Here is an 18,023-nt window from a genome sequence, read left to right on the forward strand (position 1 = left end):
ATGTCCCCCATTTTGTGTGAAATAAACAGCGCTCGCTGAAAACGCGGCCGCTGCCTCAAATGTGGGCACAGTTTAGATATTAGCTATTGTAGATTGAATTGATAGCAGATATTCCAATATGAATACCTAGCAAAGCGAAAATAGCGCTAAGTCCGTCAGCCGTTAGTCACTCGATTCGGACTTGTCGAATCGAAAACTGGCAACAACCGCTTCCGAGGCACCGAGCAGACAGTATTGCATCAATAAAAGATAGGAATAAACGATGGGACCCTGGGGGTCTTGGGGAGTTAGAGCATTCATAGAGAACCCTAGACTACAGACTAGTATCGCTCCAATCACTCGGCATTTCAGGACATAGGATTTTGCATAGGCCTGATGATTAGCAAGTTTGAAGACTATCAGGTAAGGAGCAACTAGAAATAACGTGGCAATCCCTCCTGTGTGGAAATGGTACAAAGTAAACCCCAATGCAGTTAGAGCAAGCACACGAACAAAAATGTGGGCGGTCATTCCTTTACCTTTTTCAACAGATGTGAGCATCAATTAAACCTTAGGTTTTGTTTCTAAATCCGCTAAAAGAGTCGAGTGATCGGACAGTTTTTGCTCTCCTCTCGTACAGTCTAAATGCTCGATTGAGACAGTTCCCTTGATCGCCGGGCTCGCATAAACATAATCTAAACGAAACCCAGTAGTACCCCGATACCACCATGTATGCCGACTTCCCCGGCCTTGGTGCTCTTGCCAAAGGTCGATAAATCCGGTTTCTAGCAAGCGACGCACTTCGTGGTCATAAAACTTCGATTTACTCTCACAGTCTACTGGCAGACAACTATTAAAATCGCCCACTAACAGAGTGCGGCGGTGCAGATTGTTGGACGCAAAGTTGATGACATCGCGCCAATAGTCATCTTTCTCTTTACTCGGCTGATTAGGCAAATAGACTCCGAAGACTCGCAAATAATACCCATCAAGATCCACAATCACCTTTTGAAAGCCGCTTTCAACTAGTGAAATCGGAGCTTTTGAGGCAATCAATACTCCATTGGTTTTGCTGTCGTCAGAGTGAGCCGTGTAGTAATTTCTCTGATTGAGACTTGTCGTTATCGAGTCGCCCGCTCTGGTATCCGCTCGGAACTCAGTAAGAACTAGAACATCAGGGTGTAAGTCATAGAGATACTCCAAAAGAGCTTCTACCCTGCTTCGACCACCATGCCAAAGGTTTTGAGTAACTATTCGCATATCACATCCCTCTGATATCTTTTAGCTTTGCAAGCGAATGGTTTCGATATGAGTGAGCGCATCCTAGCGAAACCGACTTATGTCACTACAAGTTCCATAATTTCAATAGGCTAGAGCTATCCGCAGCGCTTTGCAATGCAAAAAAACGGGGCCATAAAGGCCCCGTTCAGTCACTCTCGCGAATCCCTACTTTCTAGCAAGGTAAGCGCGTTTTGCTTTGGTAATCACAAAGGTCAGCAGAATGCTGCACAGAATCAAACCAATCGAGAACACCGCGTTTTGCAGCGCCATTGGATTGAACACCAGCATGGAGCCTAGACCCAGCATCATGATGCCCGACATCAGCTTAAGCACTTCGCCCTCTTTCTCGGTTAGCTTGCGCTTGCCCAGAGTCGCGGCAAACACAATCACGATAGCCGCCAACGGGATGACGTAAATAATGTTGTAAGCCACCAAGTACATGTAGCGCTCAGTACTGGTCAAGTCTGACATGGATAATACTGAGGTGAAGATCATCGGGAAACCAGCGGTACACAGCAGTTCATAGGCATTCGCCAGAATTGCCAGCACGGTTGTCCCGGCAATCATGGTGGCGAGTGAGCTGGCCTTGGATAGCTTGCCCATCCGTTTTATAAGCCCACCTCGATTCTCCACAGACATCGACAGACTGACGTCGCCCTTGCCCCAGAAGAAGTCTTTTATGTTTATCACCGCAGCCACCAGCGCGAGTAATCCGGCCCCGGTAATGATAATCCCTCCGTCTCCGCCGCCAAGCAGCTGGAACAAGTTCAACCAAGCAGTCATAAAGATAAAGTAAATAAAGCCTGAGAAGAACACAAAAATACCGCCCACTAGCAACATGCGGCGACGGCTACCAGCATTCACCATGATGCTCAGCAAGAAGAGCAAGACAAAGAAGGCACAAGGGTTGAAAGCATCAACGCCTGCAAGTACTAGAGTTAGCACAGGCAGTGACATGCGCTCGGGCTGTACTGCGCCAATCAATGGAATCTCAACCGGTTGTACACTTGGTGCTGGCTCAAACTCCAAGCCACAATCGCCACCGCCTGAGTCGGTTGCCGAGTCACAGGTACCAGCCAACAATGAGGCCTCATCCATAGCGTCAGTAGCAATTGGGGTGGACTCAGCTGGCGTTCCACCAAGACCTCGGTAACAAGCTTTCAGCCTATCGATTATGTACTCGCCAGTGACTTCATGACTGTTGTAGCCAACAATCGCTTCGCCGCAAACAGCGAAATAAGGCACAGAACGCGGTGTATTACCGGTTAGCTCGCCGATTTTCATCAGCTTTTCACGAGTGCCAGGCTCGGTGATCAAATAGTCTTTGAGCTCGACCCATGGTAATTGGTTAGGGATCTCGTCGATAAACGGATGCGCTTCGCGACAGTGGGGACAGGTTTCAGACCAAAAGAAATACAGATTTACCTTTTCCACTTGTCCTTGAGTATCGTTTTGATACCAGACCTGTTGTGGGTTATCCAAAGCCAATGCCGGGCCACTGACAAGTGCGATGGCCAAGAGAAAGAATGCGACCAGTTTTTGCTTCATAAAATTCAAAAATTTCCTACTTAAATACGCAGATTCAACTGAACAGACTGTGGCTTGAACCATAAGTTGCAAAGCGATTGTTAAAACCCTGAGGGGATCACAAATCCGACCAGCTCAAGCTATATTCTACGCCGCTAAAACGACAAACTTCAGCAGCTATAGAGCGCAACGATAAGTGGATCCCGAGGAAAAAAACGCTCATACAAGGAAACGAGTGACAAGTCACGTTTTGAGCGGTAACCTAGCGCGTTTTATTCCTCCTAAGAATTCCGTAATGGTAGATGCAGCAGTACTTTGGGTATTCATCCCGACCTTTTTATTCGTCTCCGCCACCCCTGGGATGTGCATGACGCTTGCCCTGACTTTAGGCATGAGTGTCGGTGTGCGACGCACCCTGTGGATGATGATAGGTGAACTGGCCGGGGTTGCTTTGGTGGCGATTGCGGCTGTGGCTGGTTTAGCAGCGGTAATGCTGCGCTATCCCGACGCCTTTGCTCTGTTCAAATTGGTTGGCGGATTGTATCTGGCCTACTTAGGTGTGCAGTTGTGGCGCAGTCGCGGACGAATGGCGATTCAGGCCGATGGCCAACAAGATGTTGGTCGAATGGTGTTAGCCACTCAAGGTTTTGTGACCGCTGTGGCCAACCCTAAAGGCTGGGCCTTTATGATTGCTCTGCTACCGCCATTTCTGAACGCCGACAAACCTCTCGTGCCTCAAATGGCGGTGCTGCTGAGCATTATTATGATGACTGAATTCGGTTGCATGCTAGCCTATGCCAGCGGTGGTAAAACCCTGCGCCACTTCCTCAATCAAAGTGGCAACATCCGTCTAATGAACCGAATTGCGGGCACTCTAATGCTTGGTGTGGGCGTTTGGTTGGCGCTGGGATAACCCAGCGCTGCAGCCCACTGGTTGACCTAGTAGTATTCAAACCCACCAAAGTCGACATCATCAAAACCGCCATAATCCATACTTGAATCATAGCTGTCCGCTGGCATTAACTCTGGTGCCGGGTCGATATCCCAGGCCGGATCGTATTCAGGCCCAATAACCTCATAGTCAGGGTCTAAATCGTAGTCGTAGTCCCAGTCATAGATGTAATCGTAATAGTAATCCCAGTGGTAGTAATCCCAGTAAAAGCCGGTGCGGTAAAAGGAGCTGACATAGCCAGGACCATAGCCGCTGTAACCCGAGGAACAAGCACTGATCACAACAATGCTGGCTAACACTTGTAGCGCTTTAATTGTTTTCATTGCTCTCTCCTTTCAACTCGCCACTAAACACCAGCATGGCTGCGCCAGAGGGCGATGCAAACAGCCCTACCTTATAAGATTCTTTGTCCCCAACTTGAGCGTACATCACCTTGCCACCCAGTTGTGCTGCCCGGTCTAGCGTGGATTTAACGTCCTCGACTCGCACAAAAGGCATCCATAAGTCCGGACTTTTCTCCATGGGGTTTTCAGCGATGGCACCGAGCAACTGCCCATCGATACCCATGCGCGCATAGGGTTTGCCGTTTAACTTGTAGCTGCGAACATTGACGTCTTTCGAGTAAGCGTAAAACTTGATGGCTTTATCGACTTCCTTACTCCAAAGCTCCACCCAACCCCAGCGATCCACACCCGCCTGTGACTCAGGTGCTTGACCGCCAAACACCAGTAAAGGAGTGCCCATAGGATCGGTAATGATTGACGCGTCTCCCAACAAAGGATGTTTGGATTTCTCTTGCAGTATTTTGGCACCTTGAGATTTCGCTTCAAATCCGGCTCGAGCCACATCATCCACTGGTACGCCCATCAGCCAGAAAGATAAGGTCTTGTTATTGCCTTCTTGAGGCAGTGGCGCTGCCGCACCTATAGTCTCGCCATCTTTCTTAAACAGCCAGTAGCCTTTTTCCATGGGCTCAACTTCCCATTCAAACAGGCGGCCGTAAAAATTGGCGTCTTTGCGCATATCACTCGATAGCAGTTCAAACCAATAAGGCTGCGTTTCGGCGTTTGCCGTTGTGCTACTGGCCATGACGATACACGCAAACAGCAGGCTGCTAAGCCCTCGCTTGACTGAGTTAAGCATTGATTACCCTCTGAACTTATTGACAAAATTGGCTTGGCTAGTTACTAGCCTAGACCAATATCAAGGAGTTCGCGGGAGGGATTATGCTGACGTGTCGCCGGTTTATTCGCGGATACTCGGAACAGAAATGACCTGAGGCTGACGCTTAAGTGCTCGAAAAAAGGCTAGTCGTTGCTGCGGGTCGACCAAGGCCGTGTATCGGTTGTCAAACGGGTGGCATTGCCAGATCTGCTGTGGGTCTAGGCTTTCATCTAGCCAGAGCTTTACCGCGTGTTGCTTGTCAGCCCACCAGTTTAACAAGGACAAATGGCCCGGTTCGGTAGCCAGATAGCGAGCCAGACGTTCTTTGGAGGCAAAACCCAGACGGGATAACTGCATTTGTTTGGAGAGCGCTTTGAGGTCCACCTGCTTGTCATAAGGGATGACGAGTATGAAATGTTGACGGCCGTAGTTGTCGCGCAAAAATAGATTCTTTAGACGTACCCCGGGACGCTCAACCCCTAACACATCAGCGCAGCGGCTCGAAGCCAGAGGCGCATGCTGCATCAGCTCGAGCTCGATGCCGTGCGATTTCAGCCATTTCGTCAATTGACGGCGCTGAGATTCGGGAGTTGTCATTGTAAGCGCTCTCAAAAAGTAAAAGGGCCTCGTGCAAAACACGAGGCCCCGCTGCATTACGAGTTCCAACTTCTTTGTCCAGAAGAAATTAGCGCAGCAGGAACAATATATCAGGTTAAGCTAAACAGTAGCTATGACAAACGTCATATTTCCAAGCTGTTACGACCAGACAGGCCAATATTGTTTACAAATTCGTCGATTACAAAGGGAATTTTTGAGCAAGTCTGAACCCAAGCTTGATCCCACCTAAAAATCTACTCAATGTGTTAACAATTGTCTCGAATTCTGCGCTATTTCGCTTATGATGACAATTAGCCCAAAATTTCATTAAAACAACGCCAAAAATTGGCGAAAAATGGCGGTAAAGGAATTCATTATGGAACAATTGTCTGGCGCGGAAATGGTCGTGCGTTCCCTAATCGATGAGGGCGTAAAAACCCTGTTTGGTTATCCTGGTGGTTCTGTGCTGGACATCTATGATGCCATGCACCAAAAAAGCGAAATTGATCATATTCTGGTCCGTCATGAACAAGCCGCTGTCCACATGGCCGATGGCTATGCTCGTGCCACTGGTGATGTAGGCGTGGTGCTGGTCACCTCAGGTCCTGGCGCCACCAACGCCATTACCGGCATTGCCACCGCGTACATGGACTCGATTCCGCTAGTGGTGCTTTCAGGCCAAGTTCCATCGAATTTAATTGGCAACGATGCTTTCCAAGAATGCGACATGGTCGGTATCAGCCGCCCTGTGGTAAAACACAGCTTCTTAGTCCAAGACACAGCTGAAATTCCTTCGGTACTGAAAAAAGCCTTTTATCTGGCCAGTAGCGGTCGCCCAGGTCCTGTGGTTGTCGACTTACCCAAAGACATGCTTAATCCGGCCAATCGCTACCCATACGAATACCCTGAGCAAGTTAATATGCGCTCTTATAGTCCAACCACCAATGGCCACAAAGGCCAAATTAAGCGTGGACTTAGCGCCTTGCTCGCGGCTAAGCGCCCGGTGCTGTACATAGGTGGTGGTGCAATTATGGCCGAGGCGGATCAAGAACTGCTCAAACTTGCCACCGCCCTCAAACTACCTGTGGTCAATACTCTGATGGGCTTGGGCGCGTTCCCTGGCACGCACCAACAAAACTTAGGCATGCTGGGTATGCACGGTACCTTTGAGGCCAACATGGCCATGCACAATGCCGATTTGATTTTTGGGGTCGGGGTTCGCTTTGACGACCGCACCACCAACAATCTGGAAAAATACTGTCCCGACGCGAAAATATTGCACATAGACGTCGACCCATCGTCGATTTCCAAAACCGTCAACGCTGACATTCCAATCGTGGGATGTGCCAAAAAAGTGCTCGGTGCTATGTTGACCCAACTGGTTGAGCAAGGTGGTAATATCGATGAAGAAGCCATTGAACAATGGTGGCAACGGATTGCACGCTGGCGCGAGCGCAACAGTTTGGCTTATGACAAGTCCGGCGATCGAATCAAGCCGCAAGCGGTCATCGAAACCTTAGCCCGCTTGACCAATGGCGATGCTTACGTCACCTCTGATGTGGGCCAGCACCAAATGTTCGCCGCACTTTACTACCCATTTGATAAGCCGCGCCGTTGGATCAACAGCGGTGGTCTGGGCACCATGGGCTTTGGCCTACCCGCCGCCATGGGCGTGAAAATGGCGTTCCCCGATGAAACCGTGGTTTGCGTGACCGGTGATGGCTCGATTCAGATGAATATTCAAGAGCTGTCCACCGCACTGCAATACGACACGCCTGTGGTGATTGTGAACCTTAACAACCGCTTCTTGGGCATGGTGAAACAGTGGCAAGACATGATTTATCAAGGCCGCCACTCACACAGCTACATGGACTCAGTACCAGATTTCGCCAAAATCGCCGAAGCCTATGGTCATGTGGGCATGACCATTCAACGACCCGACGAACTCGAAGAAAAACTCAAACAAGCCTTAAGCATCAAGAATCGCTTGGTGTTCATTGATATCAGTGTGGACGAAGCCGAGCACGTTTATCCGATGCAGATCCGCGGCGGCGCCATGAAGGACATGTGGCTTAGCAAAACGGAGCGCACCTAATATGAAACGTATTGTCTCTTTGCTGATGGAAAACCAATCCGGTGCCCTGTCGCGGGTGGTGGGACTGTTCTCGCAGCGCGGCTATAACATCGAGTCGCTAAGCGTAAGCGCCACCGAAGATCCGACCCTGTCGCGTTTGACCATTACCACCTCGGTAGACGAGCAAGCGCTTGAGCAAATCGATAAGCAACTGAACAAGCTGGTGGACGTCCTTAAGGTGATGGATATCACCGAGACCGACCATATAGAACGCGAGATTGCGCTGATCAAAGTGAAGGCCAATACGCCGGCCAGTCGCGATGAAATTCAACGCCTTAGCGATATTTTCCGCGGCCAAATTGTCGATGCCGGAACTCAGGTATACACTGTTCAATTAGCGGGTCGCTCGAGCAAACTGGATGCCTTCATTCAGTCGGTAACCAAGATTAGCGAGGTCATCGAAGTGTCTCGTAGCGGTATTGTGGGACTTTGCCGCGGCGATCGCGCACTGCGCGCCTAACTGACACAGGGGACTCTATGAACTATTGGCTGATGAAATCTGAGCCAGACGCCTTTAGCATCGACGACTTAATGGCCTGTCCTGAGCAAACCGAGCCTTGGGATGGTATTCGCAACTATCAAGCGCGCAACATGATGCGCGACGATATGCGTGTCGGCGATAGAGTCTTTTTTTATCATTCCTCCTGCCCACAACCTGGCGTTGTGGGCATTATGCAAGTGGCGTCTGAGCCCTACCCCGACCCGACACAGTTTGACCCTGACAACAAATATCACGACCCCAAAAGCTCGCCAGACAACCCAAGGTGGCAACTGGTGGATGTTAAATTTGAGTCCAAGTTCGACGAGTTGGTGTCGCTAAAAGCGCTAAAGGCAAACCCTGAATTGGCTGATATGGCGCTGCTTAAGCGCGGCAACCGCTTGTCTATCATGCCGGTCTCGAAAGCGCATTGGCAGGTCATCTGTGCCATGGCTGGAGCAACTGCCTAAGTGGCTAGTCAATTTAAGCTTCTAAAAGCGCGGGAGTTTCTTCCTTACTTCATTACCCAATCCCTTGGGGCGTTTAACGACAACCTGTTTAAAAATGCTTTGTTGTTGCTGATAGCCTTTGAGCTGGCACGAGATCCAGCCCAAATTGCCCTGTACAACAATCTGGCCGCTGGTTTGTTCATTCTGCCGTTTTTGCTGTTTTCGGCGCTGGCTGGTCAAGTGGCCGACAAGGTGCCAAAACCAAGGCTGATCCGCTGGCTGAAGTTCACCGAATTGGTGCTCATGCTGTTAGCCGTCATAGCACTACAACAAAACTGGTTAAGCGGCCTACTGCTGATTCTGTTTTTAATGGGCTGCCAAAGCGCCTTTTTTGGACCCGCTAAGTTCTCGATTTTGCCGCAACAGCTACCCAAGTCCATGCTGCTTGGTGCCAACGCGCTAGTGGAAATGGGTACCTTTGTCGCCATTTTGCTCGGCACTCTTTTGGCCGCTATTTTGTTTGGCTTAGACGAGGGCCTGGATTGGGTCAGTTTGGGTATAGTAGGCTGCGCGACTGTGGGTTGGTTAGCCAGTTTGTCGATCCCCGGACTAGCAGCATCGGCGCCTAGCTTAAAAATCAACTTCAATCCCTTTGCCAGCTGGAAAGCCAGCGCCTCATTGATTAACCACTCTCGAATCACCCGCTTGTCCATTGTCGCGATTAGCTGGTTTTGGTTCGTCGGTGCGAGCATCCTGACTCAAATCCCCGTGATGAGCCAGCAATACATAGGGCCTATGCCCGAATTCGTGAGTTTCATGCTAGCAGCCTTTGTCACCGGCGTGGCGATTGGCTCTTTGGTGTGTAACAAGCTTCTAAAGGGCGAAATCACCACTCGGTTAATGCTGCCCTGTGGCATTGCGCTGAGCATCTTGCTGCTTGATATCGCCAGAATTGGTGCCAGTATCGAACCCTTAGCGATTACAGAAGATGCCGCGTGGAGTTCGTTCCAGTTGAGTGCCGCTCATTGGCATCTGCTGGCTGACATGGCCTTGCTCGCCTTCGCCGCTGGCGCCTTTGTGGTGCCACTACAAGCGTGTCTGCAACACCATAGCGAGCAACACATGCGCGCCCGCATGATTGCATGCAACAACCTCTACAATGCCTTGTTCATGGTCGGCTCGGCGCTGTTTGCCATGTTGGTATTGGGCTTTATGGCCGGTTCGATTGCCATGCTGATGTTGCTTTTAGCCCTGGGCAACGCGCTGGTTATTCTGTGGGCCTGGCGTCAACGTCGGCTATTGCTACTGCAACAAGTCACCTTGGCCTAGCGCCGCCTCAAACTCCTGCTCCAATAAGGCCTTGAGCAGTTGCCCCGCTCGCCCCAGCGAACGGTTAGCATTTTGCACCAGCATAGGTCGAAAGCGATAGCTGTTGCCCGGTCGATAGTCTAGTTGCACCAGTTCGCCATGAACCAGTTCGTCCTCAATCAAATACTTGGGCATCCAGCCGTACCCAAGCCCCATTAACAAGGCCTGCTTTTTATCGTCGAAACTGGATAGGTAAAACACTCGCTCTGAGTCAAACAGCAAGGGGTCATTGCGATTGGACTCGTCCAATGCAGAGTCAAGAATGGTCAGTTCCAAATGCTGTTGTAAGTCCGCCAGGCGAATGTTGGCCTGTCTGGAGAGAGGATGGGAACGATTGGCCACCAATACACTGGTAATTTCCGGAAGCGCACTGGCCTGATAACCGGCATGGGCCTGATAGTCTAAAGCCAACATCAAGTCGGCATTATCGCGCTCAAAGCGGCGGCTGACACCGCTTAAGAACTCCATTTTCAATTGCACTCGAGTAGTCAACTGGCGCTCGGCTAGAGTCTTAATCGCTCGCATTACAGGTGCGCTGGGTAGTGCACCATCAATAATCACTGAAAGGCTCGCTTCCCAGCCCTGACCAAATCGCTGCGCCATTTCTTCGATGTGCTGAGCTTGCTGCAGCAGACGCTGGCCTTCTTCCAACACAGCCTGCCCCTCGGGTGTGAGTTGCGCCCGATACTGGCTACGGTCAAATAGCTCAATTCCAAGCTGGCTTTCGAGCTTCTTTATCTGATAACTCACTGCAGACTGAGCTTTGTGAAGTTGTTCGGCGGCTTTGGCAAAACTGCCTTGCTCCACCAACACCTTTAACACCTCAAAGGCTTCGAGATCCAATTTCATTCGAGCCAACCTTATCGAATATTTAGATTGAGTTAAGCTGAATTTTATAATTTAATTCGCTGATTTTTCCACTTAAATTAGATCTAGATCAAATATTTACATGAATAAAGGACATTTCCCCATGGCTTCAGCTACCAACCCTTGCGGCCTACTAGGCATAGAATTCACCGAGTTTGCCAGCCCAGATCTGGACTTCATGCACCAGACCTTTGTCGATTTTGGCTTTTCAATGACTCACAAGCACGCTGACAAACCCATTTATTACTACAACCAGAACGACATCCACTTTGTGCTCAACCGCACCAGTGAAGGTTTTGGGAAGGAGTTTGCCAATTCTCACGGACCGTCAATCTGTTCGATGGGATGGCGAGTAGAAAACGCTCAAGCGGCCTTTGACGAAGCGGTGAAACGCGGCGCCAAGGCGGCTGATCCAAGTCAAACCGACATGAACTACCCAGCCATTTATGGCATTGGTGACAGCCTGATTTACTTCATCGAAGCCGGTAGCAATATCTTTGAGCGCGATTTTACGCCTTTAGCTGAGCCGCAGGTCGTGCCTGAGAAAGGCTTTATGGAAGTAGACCACCTGACCAACAATGTTTACAAAGGCACCATGGGCCAGTGGGCAGACTTTTATAAGAACATCTTTGGATTCACCGAAGTGCGTTACTTTGACATTAATGGTGTGAAAACTGGCCTGCAATCTTACGCGCTGCGCTCACCTGACGGTTCTTTCTGCATTCCTATTAACGAAGGCAAGGACGACGATAAAAACCAAATCGACGAATACCTCAATGAGTACAAGGGCCCAGGCGTGCAGCACCTAGCGTTTCGCAGTCGTGACATTCTAGATTCGCTGGATGCGATGGAAGGCACGCCAATTAAGACCTTAGACATCATCGATAGCTACTACGAAGAAGTGTTTGATCGAGTGCCAGGCGTCAGCGAAGATCCCGAGCGCATCAAGCATCACCAGGTACTGGTAGATGGCGATGAGTCCGGCTACCTATTGCAAATTTTCACCCGCAACCTGTTCGGTCCGATTTTTATCGAGATCATTCAACGCAAGAACAATCTAGGCTTTGGCGAAGGAAACTTCCAAGCCTTGTTTGAGAGCATTGAACTCGATCAACAACGACGCGGCGTCCTATAACCTTTCGATTTTTGTCAAATAGCTGTGATCTTTGCGGGGTTGAACCTAGGTTCAACCCTTTTCTTATGGGCGCCGAACAGGTACTCTAGAGGGCTAATTATTACGACGGTTATGCAGGTCTATGCCTGCATTTCGAGCCTTATGGGCCAGGATACCTGAGGGTATCTTTTTTTAAGCCCGACGCACCGCTTTAGAGATAGTATTATGCCAAACGCAATGATCACCGGTTGGGGCAAATGTGTTCCGCCTTCTGTGCTTACCAACGACGACTTGTCGACCTTCATGCCTACCAGCGACGAGTGGATCTTCCCGCGCACTGGTATCAAGCAGCGTCATATCTCGCATGTGCCGTGCTCGGAGCTCGCGACAGTTGCCGCTAAGCGCGCTCTCGCCGCCGCGGGTAAAACTGGCGATGACATCGATATGATCATTTTGGCGACCTGTACGCCAGATACCTTAATTCCAAATATTGCCGCCACGGTTCAAGCAGAAATTGGCGCTACCTGCCCAGCGTTTGACATTAACGCCGCCTGCTCTGGCTTCCTTTACGGCGTAAGCATGGCCACCGGCCAAATTCAAAACGGTCAGTGCAAGAACGTACTAGTGATTGGTGCCGAGCGTTTGAGTTTTATCATTGACTGGTCTCGTCGCGAAACGGCGGTACTGTTTGGTGATGGTGCTGGAGCCGCGGTCATTGAAGCTACTGATACCGATGCAGGTGTTCAAGCCTATGCCATGAACAACGACCCAAGCGGTCGCGAGATTCTTAAGGCCAGCTTTGGTACCAACATGGACCGTTTCGATACCGAGGCCTTTAACTTCCACCTGCAGTTTGACGGTCGTGAGATCTTCAAACGCGCGATTGCCGGCATGGGCGGTCTGAGCCAACAAGTGCTAGCAAAAACCAATACCCCGCTTGAAGACGTGGATTTGGTGATCCCTCACCAAGCCAACGAGCGCATCATTGATACCTTGATTGGCAAAATGAAAATCCCTGCGGAGAAAGCCTTTAAAAACATTGCCAACTACGGCAACACCTCGGCCGCGACCATTCCAATTGCCATTTGTGATGCCCTTGAGCAGGGCCGTATTAAGCCAGGTTGCACCCTGCTAAGCTGCGCCTTTGGTGCGGGTCTAACCTCAGCTGCAGCCTTGATCAAATGGGGCGATCGCGTCACTCCAATCGGAGAGTCTGACGCTGAGCTACCTGAATGCACCAAGTCAGCCAAAGAGTTGATTGAAAGAGCGGTTGAACATCAATACAAGGTAAATCCACTGCCTGAAGGTGCATAAGACCTCGTCTTAAATACACAAAAAATGCCGCGAACGTCGCGGCATTTTTTGTGAATACGACTTTGTCGGTCACTCGCGAGCCAAATCCCAAAACAAGTGTTCGCCGCTAAGTTTGGCTAGCGCCTGATTGAAAGCACCAAAATCTGAAAGTTTTCGAGATTGCCCGGTTAGACACCAGTATACAAACCGGTGACAGTTATTATCGAAGAGCTGATAGTCTTGATAGGTATAGAGGCGGCTGGCCGCTCGCATCACTGCTTGGTCACTTAGCACTAGGGGTTGGTGACTTCTATCTGCGCAAACAAATACCCGCTCGCCCGTGCGCTCTTTTAAAAAGCGCTTAAACGACACGCTGCGCACCAATCCCGAGCCGTGCAATTCGGCAATTTGCCCTTCGCCGAGATAGATGCCGGTGTGCTCGACCACCCCATAGACATGGCAAGCCACCACGGATCCCGGTACCAAACTGACAGTCGAGAGGCCCGACTGCCACTCAGAGGGCAGAGTCATGGCTTTGGGCTTATCGCCGCCAGCTAAGCTTGGGTCCCAACGTCGTCTAGATTCAATTTTGTGCCGGCGAGACTGTGAGTCCAAAGCCAGTCCAGCGCCAACCAGAGAGGCGCCTATCCAAAGCAGTGGTATTGCCATATAGCCTCCTAAGCTCCCAGCCCAACAAAAAACGGTCATTTCTAATTTAATAGAAAATGACCGTTTTTCACTAGTTAGGCTTTGTAAGCGTAAGTGTCTACATCTCCATCGCCAACTCGGCCGCTTGACGGATAGCGCGTTTGGCGTCCACTTCTGCGGCCACATCAGCACCACCAATTAAGTGTACCGGCACGCCACTTTGGCTCAGACTATCCATAAGCTCTCGATTAGACTCTTGGCCCGCGCACAACACTACAGAATCCACTGCCAGTAGCTTATCTTCGCCATCTTGTTGATAGTGCAGCCCTTGCTCGTCAAACTTGGTGTAGCTAACGCCAACATGGGTTTTAACCCCGTGTTGCTTAACCACAGAGCGATGGATCCAGCCTGTGGTTTTGCCCAAACCTTTGCCCGGCTTGGTGGTTTTGCGCTGCAGCATGTGTACTTCAATTGGGCGATGAGCGCTGCCTTTGGGTTCGGTCAAGCCACCGCGTTGCTGATAGCTCGGGTCGATGCCCCACTGCGCTTGCCACTGCGCCAAATCGAGCGTGCTCGACTGACCGTGCTCGCACAGATAATGGGCCATATCAAAGCCGATTCCACCGGCACCAATTAGCGCCACTTTGTTTCCCAGAACCGCACGTCCTTCGAGCACTTCTTGATAACTGTAGACATTTGGGCCACTAAATCCGTCGATTGACAGCTTTCTCGGGGTAACCCCTGTGGCAACAATCACCTCATCAAACCCTTCAGCGGCAACCATTTCTGGGGTAAACGGGGTGTTTAAGCGCAGCTCAACCTGATTGCGCTCCATCTGAGTGGTGAAATAGCGAATCGTTTCGTCAAACTCCTCTTTACCTGGAATTCGACGGGCCAAGTTAAATTGTCCGCCAACCTCACCTTTGGCCTCAAACAATACCACTTGATGGCCACGCTCACGGGCGTACAGGCTAAACGCCATGCCCGCTGGGCCTGCACCAACCACAGCTAACTTCTTGTTGGTACTCGCTGAGGCAAAGTTAATCTCTGTTTCGTAGCAAGCTCTTGGGTTAACCAAACAAGTGCTACGCTTGCGCGAAAACGTATGGTCCAAACAGGCTTGGTTGCAGCCGATGCAGGTGTTAATGAGCTCTGGCGTATTCGCCTCAGCCTTGGCAACAAAGTCAGCGTCTGCCAAGAATGGACGAGCCATGGACACCATATCTGCCTGTCCGGATGCAATAACCTTCTCAGCCACTTCTGGCGTGTTGATTCGATTGGTGGCAATCAGTGGCACCTTTACTTCGCCTTTTAGCCGTTCGGTGACCCAAGCAAAAGCGGCTCTAGGTACGCTGGTTGCGATTGTGGGAATACGCGCTTCGTGCCAGCCGATACCGGTATTAATGATGCTAACCCCAGCTTCCTCAAGCCATTTAGCCAGTGCTACCACTTCGTCCCAACTCGAGCCTTTGTCCACCAAGTCCAGCATGGACAAGCGGAAAATGATAATGAAGTCACTGCCAACCTTGGCGCGAATGGCTTTGACAATTTGCACCGCAAACTGAGCTCTTTGGTTGAACTCGCCGCCCCACTCGTCGCTTCTGTGGTTGGTGCGCTCACACAGGAATTGATTGATTAAGTAGCCCTCAGAGCCCATTACCTCGACGCCATCGTAGCCAGCTTTTTTCGCCAGCGCAGCGCAGTTGGCATAGTCTTTAATGGTGCCGCGCACCTGACGAGAGGACATGGCCGAGGGTTTAAACGGGCTGATCGGAGCTTTAATTTTGCTCGGCGCTTGGCTGAATGGGTGATAGCCGTAACGCCCGGCATGCAATATTTGCATACAGATTTTGGTGTCGTATCGATGCACAGCTTGGGTGATTTTGCGGTGTTTACTCACCTGCCAAGGGAAACTTAACTGACAGGCATCAGGCGCCAGTCGACCGCGAAAATTGGGAGAAATACCGCCGGTAACGATAAGGCCAACACCGCCTTTAGCGCGCTCAGCGTAGAAAGCAGCAAGCTTTTCAAAACCGCCCTTTTCCTCTTCAAGCCCTGTGTGCATGGAGCCCATCAGCACTCGGTTCGATAACTGAGTGAAGCCGAGATCTAGCTGCTCTAATAAGTGTTGGTACGACATATCGCCCTCATTTTTTATCATTTTGTTAACGCAGAATAACCTTACTCGTCAGACCACTCAAGCGCTAGCCACTGCCAATGTTAAAAAGTCCTTACAAATTCCGCTGCGACATTTATTCGCGCTGGGGTACCATTAACCTAGATAAATCCAAGTAGGACAAATATATGGATCGCAAACCCTCTGTGGTTATACGTGTTTTCCGCTTCATTTGGAGCGTCATTAACAACACTCGCAAGCTCATTTTGAATCTAATTTTTTTCGGCTTGTTGGCCGTGTTGTTGGTGGCTGCAGGCTCCGGTGAAGAAGAATTCACACTAGAACAAAATCAGGCTTTGGTGCTAAACCTGAACGGCAGCATTGTTGAACAAAAGCGTTACCAAGACCCATTTGAAGCCGTGATGTTGCAAAGCCAAGGGCAAGAGCTAGAGCGCGAAATCCTACTCAGCGACTTAGTCTATGCCATTCGCAATGCCGCGCTGGACGAGCGTATCGGCGCGCTGGTCATCGCCCCTTCGCGTTTGCACTCCACTGGCATGAGTAAGCTGACTCAAGTTGGCCAAGCCATCGAAGAATTTAAACAAAGCGGCAAGCCAGTAATTGCAGCCAGCCGTTGGTACAGTCAAAGTCAGTATTACTTAGCCTCGTTTGCCGATGAGATCTACCTAAACCCTATGGGTAGCGTCGCGCTGGATGGTTTTGGTGTGTATCGCATGTACTACAAAGAGGCGTTAGACAAGCTGAAAGTTAACGCCCACGTGTTCCGCGTTGGTACTTACAAGTCGGCCATCGAACCCTATTTGCGCAACGACATGTCGGATGCCGCTCGCGAAGCCAACGAACTATGGTTGGGGCAGTTGTGGCAACACTATGTAGAAACTGTGTCTAGCAACCGAGAGCTGAGCGCCGATGCCTTCCCCACCAAAGATGAGGCCTTTCAGGCTCAGTTGGATGAAAACGGTGGTGACTTTGCGCTGATGGCCAAAAACCTAGGTTGGGTCGATGATCTGCTGATCACTCAAACCTTTAGGGACAAGATGATTGAGCTGGTTGGTGAAAACGACGATCACAGCTTTAATCAGGTGAGCCTAGACGATTACTACAACCTGGTAAAACCGAAACCATTGGCCAACGACATGGACAAGGTTGCCGTTGTGGTGGCAAAGGGTACTATCCTCAACGGCTCGCAGCCAGCGGGTCAGATTGGCGGCGACTCAACCGCCAAACTGCTGCGCAAAGCTCGCCATGACGACCAAGTCAAAGCCGTGGTGTTGCGTGTCGACAGCCCAGGCGGCAGCGCCTTTGCTTCTGAAGTCATCCGCCAAGAAGTGCTGGCGTTGCAAGAGGCGGGTAAGCCTGTGGTGGCCAGTATGAGTTCGGTGGCGGCCTCTGGCGGCTATTGGATTTCTGCCAGCGCCGATTACATCATGGCCAACCCAACTACGATTACTGGTTCCATTGGTATCTTTGGTTTGGTGACCACCTTTGAAGATTCGCTGGATCACATTGGCGTTCACACCGACGGTGTCGGCACCTCTGACTGGGCCGGTGCCAGTGTCGTGCGCGGACTGACCCCAGGCATGAAGCAAATGATTCAAACCGGCATTGAGAAAGGCTACCGCGACTTTCTGAGCATTGTTGCAGAAGGTCGCGACATGACGCCCGCCGATGTAGATAAGATTGCTCAAGGCCGAGTATGGACAGGTTCCAAAGCATTAGAACTTGGCTTAGTCGACGAGCTCGGCGACTTGGATCAGGCACTCGCCAAAGCTGCTGAGCTGGCTGAACTGGAAGAGTACGACCAAAAGGTCATCGAGAAAGAGCTCAGCAAAGAACAGCAGTTCATGCAGCAGTTGTTCGGCGAAGCCAAAGCCTACCTGCCAGAGCCGTCGCCCAAAACCGACGTGGTGAGCATGTTTATTGACTCGCTCAATTCAGAGCTTAGTTTGCTGACACAATTCAACGATCCTAACCACAGCTATGTGCTGTGTGAGAACTGCCGCTTAGACTAAGCGCATTTCTCGCCTGCGGGGAA

At 50.6% G+C, this 18,023-nt stretch carries 16 protein-coding genes; 8 read left to right on the forward strand and 8 right to left on the reverse strand.

Annotation, left to right across the window (positions count from 1 at the left end; all coding sequences use genetic code 11):
* Positions 1 to 543 precede the first annotated feature (543 nt).
* Positions 544 to 1,239, reverse strand: a complete 696-nt coding sequence (locus CLC93_RS15235; protein WP_095506842.1) for an endonuclease/exonuclease/phosphatase family protein — start codon at positions 1,237 to 1,239, stop codon at positions 544 to 546.
* A gap of 186 nt (positions 1,240 to 1,425) precedes the next feature.
* Complete coding sequence (locus CLC93_RS15240) at positions 1,426 to 2,808, reverse strand: cytochrome C biosynthesis protein (RefSeq protein WP_095506843.1); 1,383 nt, start codon at positions 2,806 to 2,808, stop codon at positions 1,426 to 1,428.
* 274 nt (positions 2,809 to 3,082) lie between these two features.
* Between CLC93_RS15240 and CLC93_RS15245 the strand changes: the two genes are divergently transcribed.
* The gene (locus CLC93_RS15245; protein WP_095506844.1) at positions 3,083 to 3,700 is read left to right on the forward strand and encodes a LysE family translocator; all 618 of its coding nucleotides are present in this window, start codon (positions 3,083 to 3,085) and stop codon (positions 3,698 to 3,700) included.
* Between the two features lie 26 nt (positions 3,701 to 3,726).
* On the opposite strand, the gene CLC93_RS15250 is transcribed toward CLC93_RS15245, so the two are convergent.
* The 3 genes from CLC93_RS15250 to CLC93_RS15260 form a co-directional block, all read right to left on the reverse strand.
* Entirely contained in the window at positions 3,727 to 4,062 is a 336-nt protein-coding gene (locus tag CLC93_RS15250; RefSeq protein WP_095506845.1) for a hypothetical protein, read from the reverse strand.
* Positions 4,049 to 4,882, reverse strand: coding sequence for a VOC family protein (locus CLC93_RS15255; protein ID WP_095506846.1), 834 nt, complete (start codon positions 4,880 to 4,882; stop codon positions 4,049 to 4,051). Before CLC93_RS15255 ends, CLC93_RS15250 begins: the two co-directional genes overlap by 14 nt.
* 102 nt (positions 4,883 to 4,984) lie before the next feature.
* Positions 4,985 to 5,500 (reverse strand): YbaK/EbsC family protein, encoded by a 516-nt coding sequence (locus tag CLC93_RS15260; protein ID WP_095506847.1) that lies wholly within the window; start codon positions 5,498 to 5,500, stop codon positions 4,985 to 4,987.
* A gap of 376 nt (positions 5,501 to 5,876) precedes the next feature.
* Between CLC93_RS15260 and CLC93_RS15265 the strand changes: the two genes are divergently transcribed.
* The 4 genes from CLC93_RS15265 to CLC93_RS15280 are packed head-to-tail and all read left to right on the forward strand — an operon-like array spanning position 5,877 to position 9,890.
* Positions 5,877 to 7,595: an acetolactate synthase 3 large subunit gene (locus CLC93_RS15265; protein ID WP_095506848.1), complete on the forward strand. Its 1,719-nt coding sequence runs from the start codon at positions 5,877 to 5,879 to the stop codon at positions 7,593 to 7,595.
* A 1-nt stretch (position 7,596) separates the two neighbouring features.
* Entirely contained in the window at positions 7,597 to 8,094 is a 498-nt protein-coding gene (ilvN, locus tag CLC93_RS15270) for an acetolactate synthase small subunit (RefSeq protein ID WP_095506849.1), read from the forward strand.
* Between the two features lie 17 nt (positions 8,095 to 8,111).
* Positions 8,112 to 8,582: an EVE domain-containing protein gene (locus CLC93_RS15275; protein WP_095506850.1), complete on the forward strand. Its 471-nt coding sequence runs from the start codon at positions 8,112 to 8,114 to the stop codon at positions 8,580 to 8,582.
* Entirely contained in the window at positions 8,583 to 9,890 is a 1,308-nt protein-coding gene (locus CLC93_RS15280; protein ID WP_095506851.1) for an MFS transporter, read from the forward strand. It begins immediately after the preceding gene.
* Here CLC93_RS15280 and CLC93_RS15285 read toward each other — a convergent pair.
* Positions 9,864 to 10,778, reverse strand: coding sequence for a LysR family transcriptional regulator (locus tag CLC93_RS15285; RefSeq protein ID WP_095506852.1), 915 nt, complete (start codon positions 10,776 to 10,778; stop codon positions 9,864 to 9,866). The genes CLC93_RS15280 and CLC93_RS15285 overlap by 27 nt on opposite strands.
* Positions 10,779 to 10,899: 121 nt before the next feature.
* On the opposite strand from CLC93_RS15285, the gene hppD reads away from it, so the two are divergent.
* Positions 10,900 to 11,931, forward strand: coding sequence for a 4-hydroxyphenylpyruvate dioxygenase (gene hppD, locus CLC93_RS15290; protein WP_095506853.1), 1,032 nt, complete (start codon positions 10,900 to 10,902; stop codon positions 11,929 to 11,931).
* 204 nt (positions 11,932 to 12,135) lie between these two features.
* Positions 12,136 to 13,224, forward strand: a complete 1,089-nt coding sequence (locus tag CLC93_RS15295; RefSeq protein WP_095506854.1) for a ketoacyl-ACP synthase III — start codon at positions 12,136 to 12,138, stop codon at positions 13,222 to 13,224.
* A gap of 69 nt (positions 13,225 to 13,293) precedes the next feature.
* On the opposite strand, the gene CLC93_RS15300 is transcribed toward CLC93_RS15295, so the two are convergent.
* Positions 13,294 to 13,872, reverse strand: a complete 579-nt coding sequence (locus CLC93_RS15300) for a lecithin retinol acyltransferase family protein (protein ID WP_095506855.1) — start codon at positions 13,870 to 13,872, stop codon at positions 13,294 to 13,296.
* Between the two features lie 97 nt (positions 13,873 to 13,969).
* On the reverse strand, positions 13,970 to 15,991 hold the full coding sequence (locus CLC93_RS15305; RefSeq protein WP_095506856.1) for an oxidoreductase: 2,022 nt from the start codon (positions 15,989 to 15,991) through the stop codon (positions 13,970 to 13,972).
* A gap of 164 nt (positions 15,992 to 16,155) precedes the next feature.
* On the opposite strand from CLC93_RS15305, the gene sppA reads away from it, so the two are divergent.
* Positions 16,156 to 18,000 carry a signal peptide peptidase SppA gene (gene sppA / locus CLC93_RS15310; RefSeq protein WP_095506857.1) on the forward strand — a complete coding sequence of 615 codons (1,845 nt, stop codon included), beginning with the start codon at positions 16,156 to 16,158 and terminating at the stop codon, positions 17,998 to 18,000.
* The last annotated feature ends 23 nt before the right edge of the window (positions 18,001 to 18,023 follow it).

The organism is Paraferrimonas sedimenticola (assembly GCF_002282855.1).
Taxonomy (GTDB): Bacteria; Pseudomonadota; Gammaproteobacteria; order Enterobacterales; family Shewanellaceae; genus Paraferrimonas; species Paraferrimonas sedimenticola.

Excerpts from the sequence above, each read along its gene's own strand:
- CLC93_RS15235 (WP_095506842.1), bottom strand. The coding sequence starts at position 1,239 with ATGCGAATAGTTACTCAAAACCTTTGGCATGGTGGTCGAAGCAGGGTA.
- CLC93_RS15240 (WP_095506843.1), bottom strand. The coding sequence starts at position 2,808 with ATGAAGCAAAAACTGGTCGCATTCTTTCTCTTGGCCATCGCACTTGTC.
- CLC93_RS15245 (WP_095506844.1), top strand. The coding sequence starts at position 3,083 with ATGGTAGATGCAGCAGTACTTTGGGTATTCATCCCGACCTTTTTATTC.
- CLC93_RS15250 (WP_095506845.1), bottom strand. The coding sequence starts at position 4,062 with ATGAAAACAATTAAAGCGCTACAAGTGTTAGCCAGCATTGTTGTGATC.
- CLC93_RS15255 (WP_095506846.1), bottom strand. The coding sequence starts at position 4,882 with ATGCTTAACTCAGTCAAGCGAGGGCTTAGCAGCCTGCTGTTTGCGTGT.
- CLC93_RS15260 (WP_095506847.1), bottom strand. The coding sequence starts at position 5,500 with ATGACAACTCCCGAATCTCAGCGCCGTCAATTGACGAAATGGCTGAAA.
- CLC93_RS15265 (WP_095506848.1), top strand. The coding sequence starts at position 5,877 with ATGGAACAATTGTCTGGCGCGGAAATGGTCGTGCGTTCCCTAATCGAT.
- ilvN (WP_095506849.1), top strand. The coding sequence starts at position 7,597 with ATGAAACGTATTGTCTCTTTGCTGATGGAAAACCAATCCGGTGCCCTG.
- CLC93_RS15275 (WP_095506850.1), top strand. The coding sequence starts at position 8,112 with ATGAACTATTGGCTGATGAAATCTGAGCCAGACGCCTTTAGCATCGAC.
- CLC93_RS15285 (WP_095506852.1), bottom strand. The coding sequence starts at position 10,778 with ATGAAATTGGATCTCGAAGCCTTTGAGGTGTTAAAGGTGTTGGTGGAG.
- hppD (WP_095506853.1), top strand. The coding sequence starts at position 10,900 with ATGGCTTCAGCTACCAACCCTTGCGGCCTACTAGGCATAGAATTCACC.
- CLC93_RS15295 (WP_095506854.1), top strand. The coding sequence starts at position 12,136 with ATGCCAAACGCAATGATCACCGGTTGGGGCAAATGTGTTCCGCCTTCT.
- CLC93_RS15300 (WP_095506855.1), bottom strand. The coding sequence starts at position 13,872 with ATGGCAATACCACTGCTTTGGATAGGCGCCTCTCTGGTTGGCGCTGGA.
- CLC93_RS15305 (WP_095506856.1), bottom strand. The coding sequence starts at position 15,991 with ATGTCGTACCAACACTTATTAGAGCAGCTAGATCTCGGCTTCACTCAG.
- sppA (WP_095506857.1), top strand. The coding sequence starts at position 16,156 with ATGGATCGCAAACCCTCTGTGGTTATACGTGTTTTCCGCTTCATTTGG.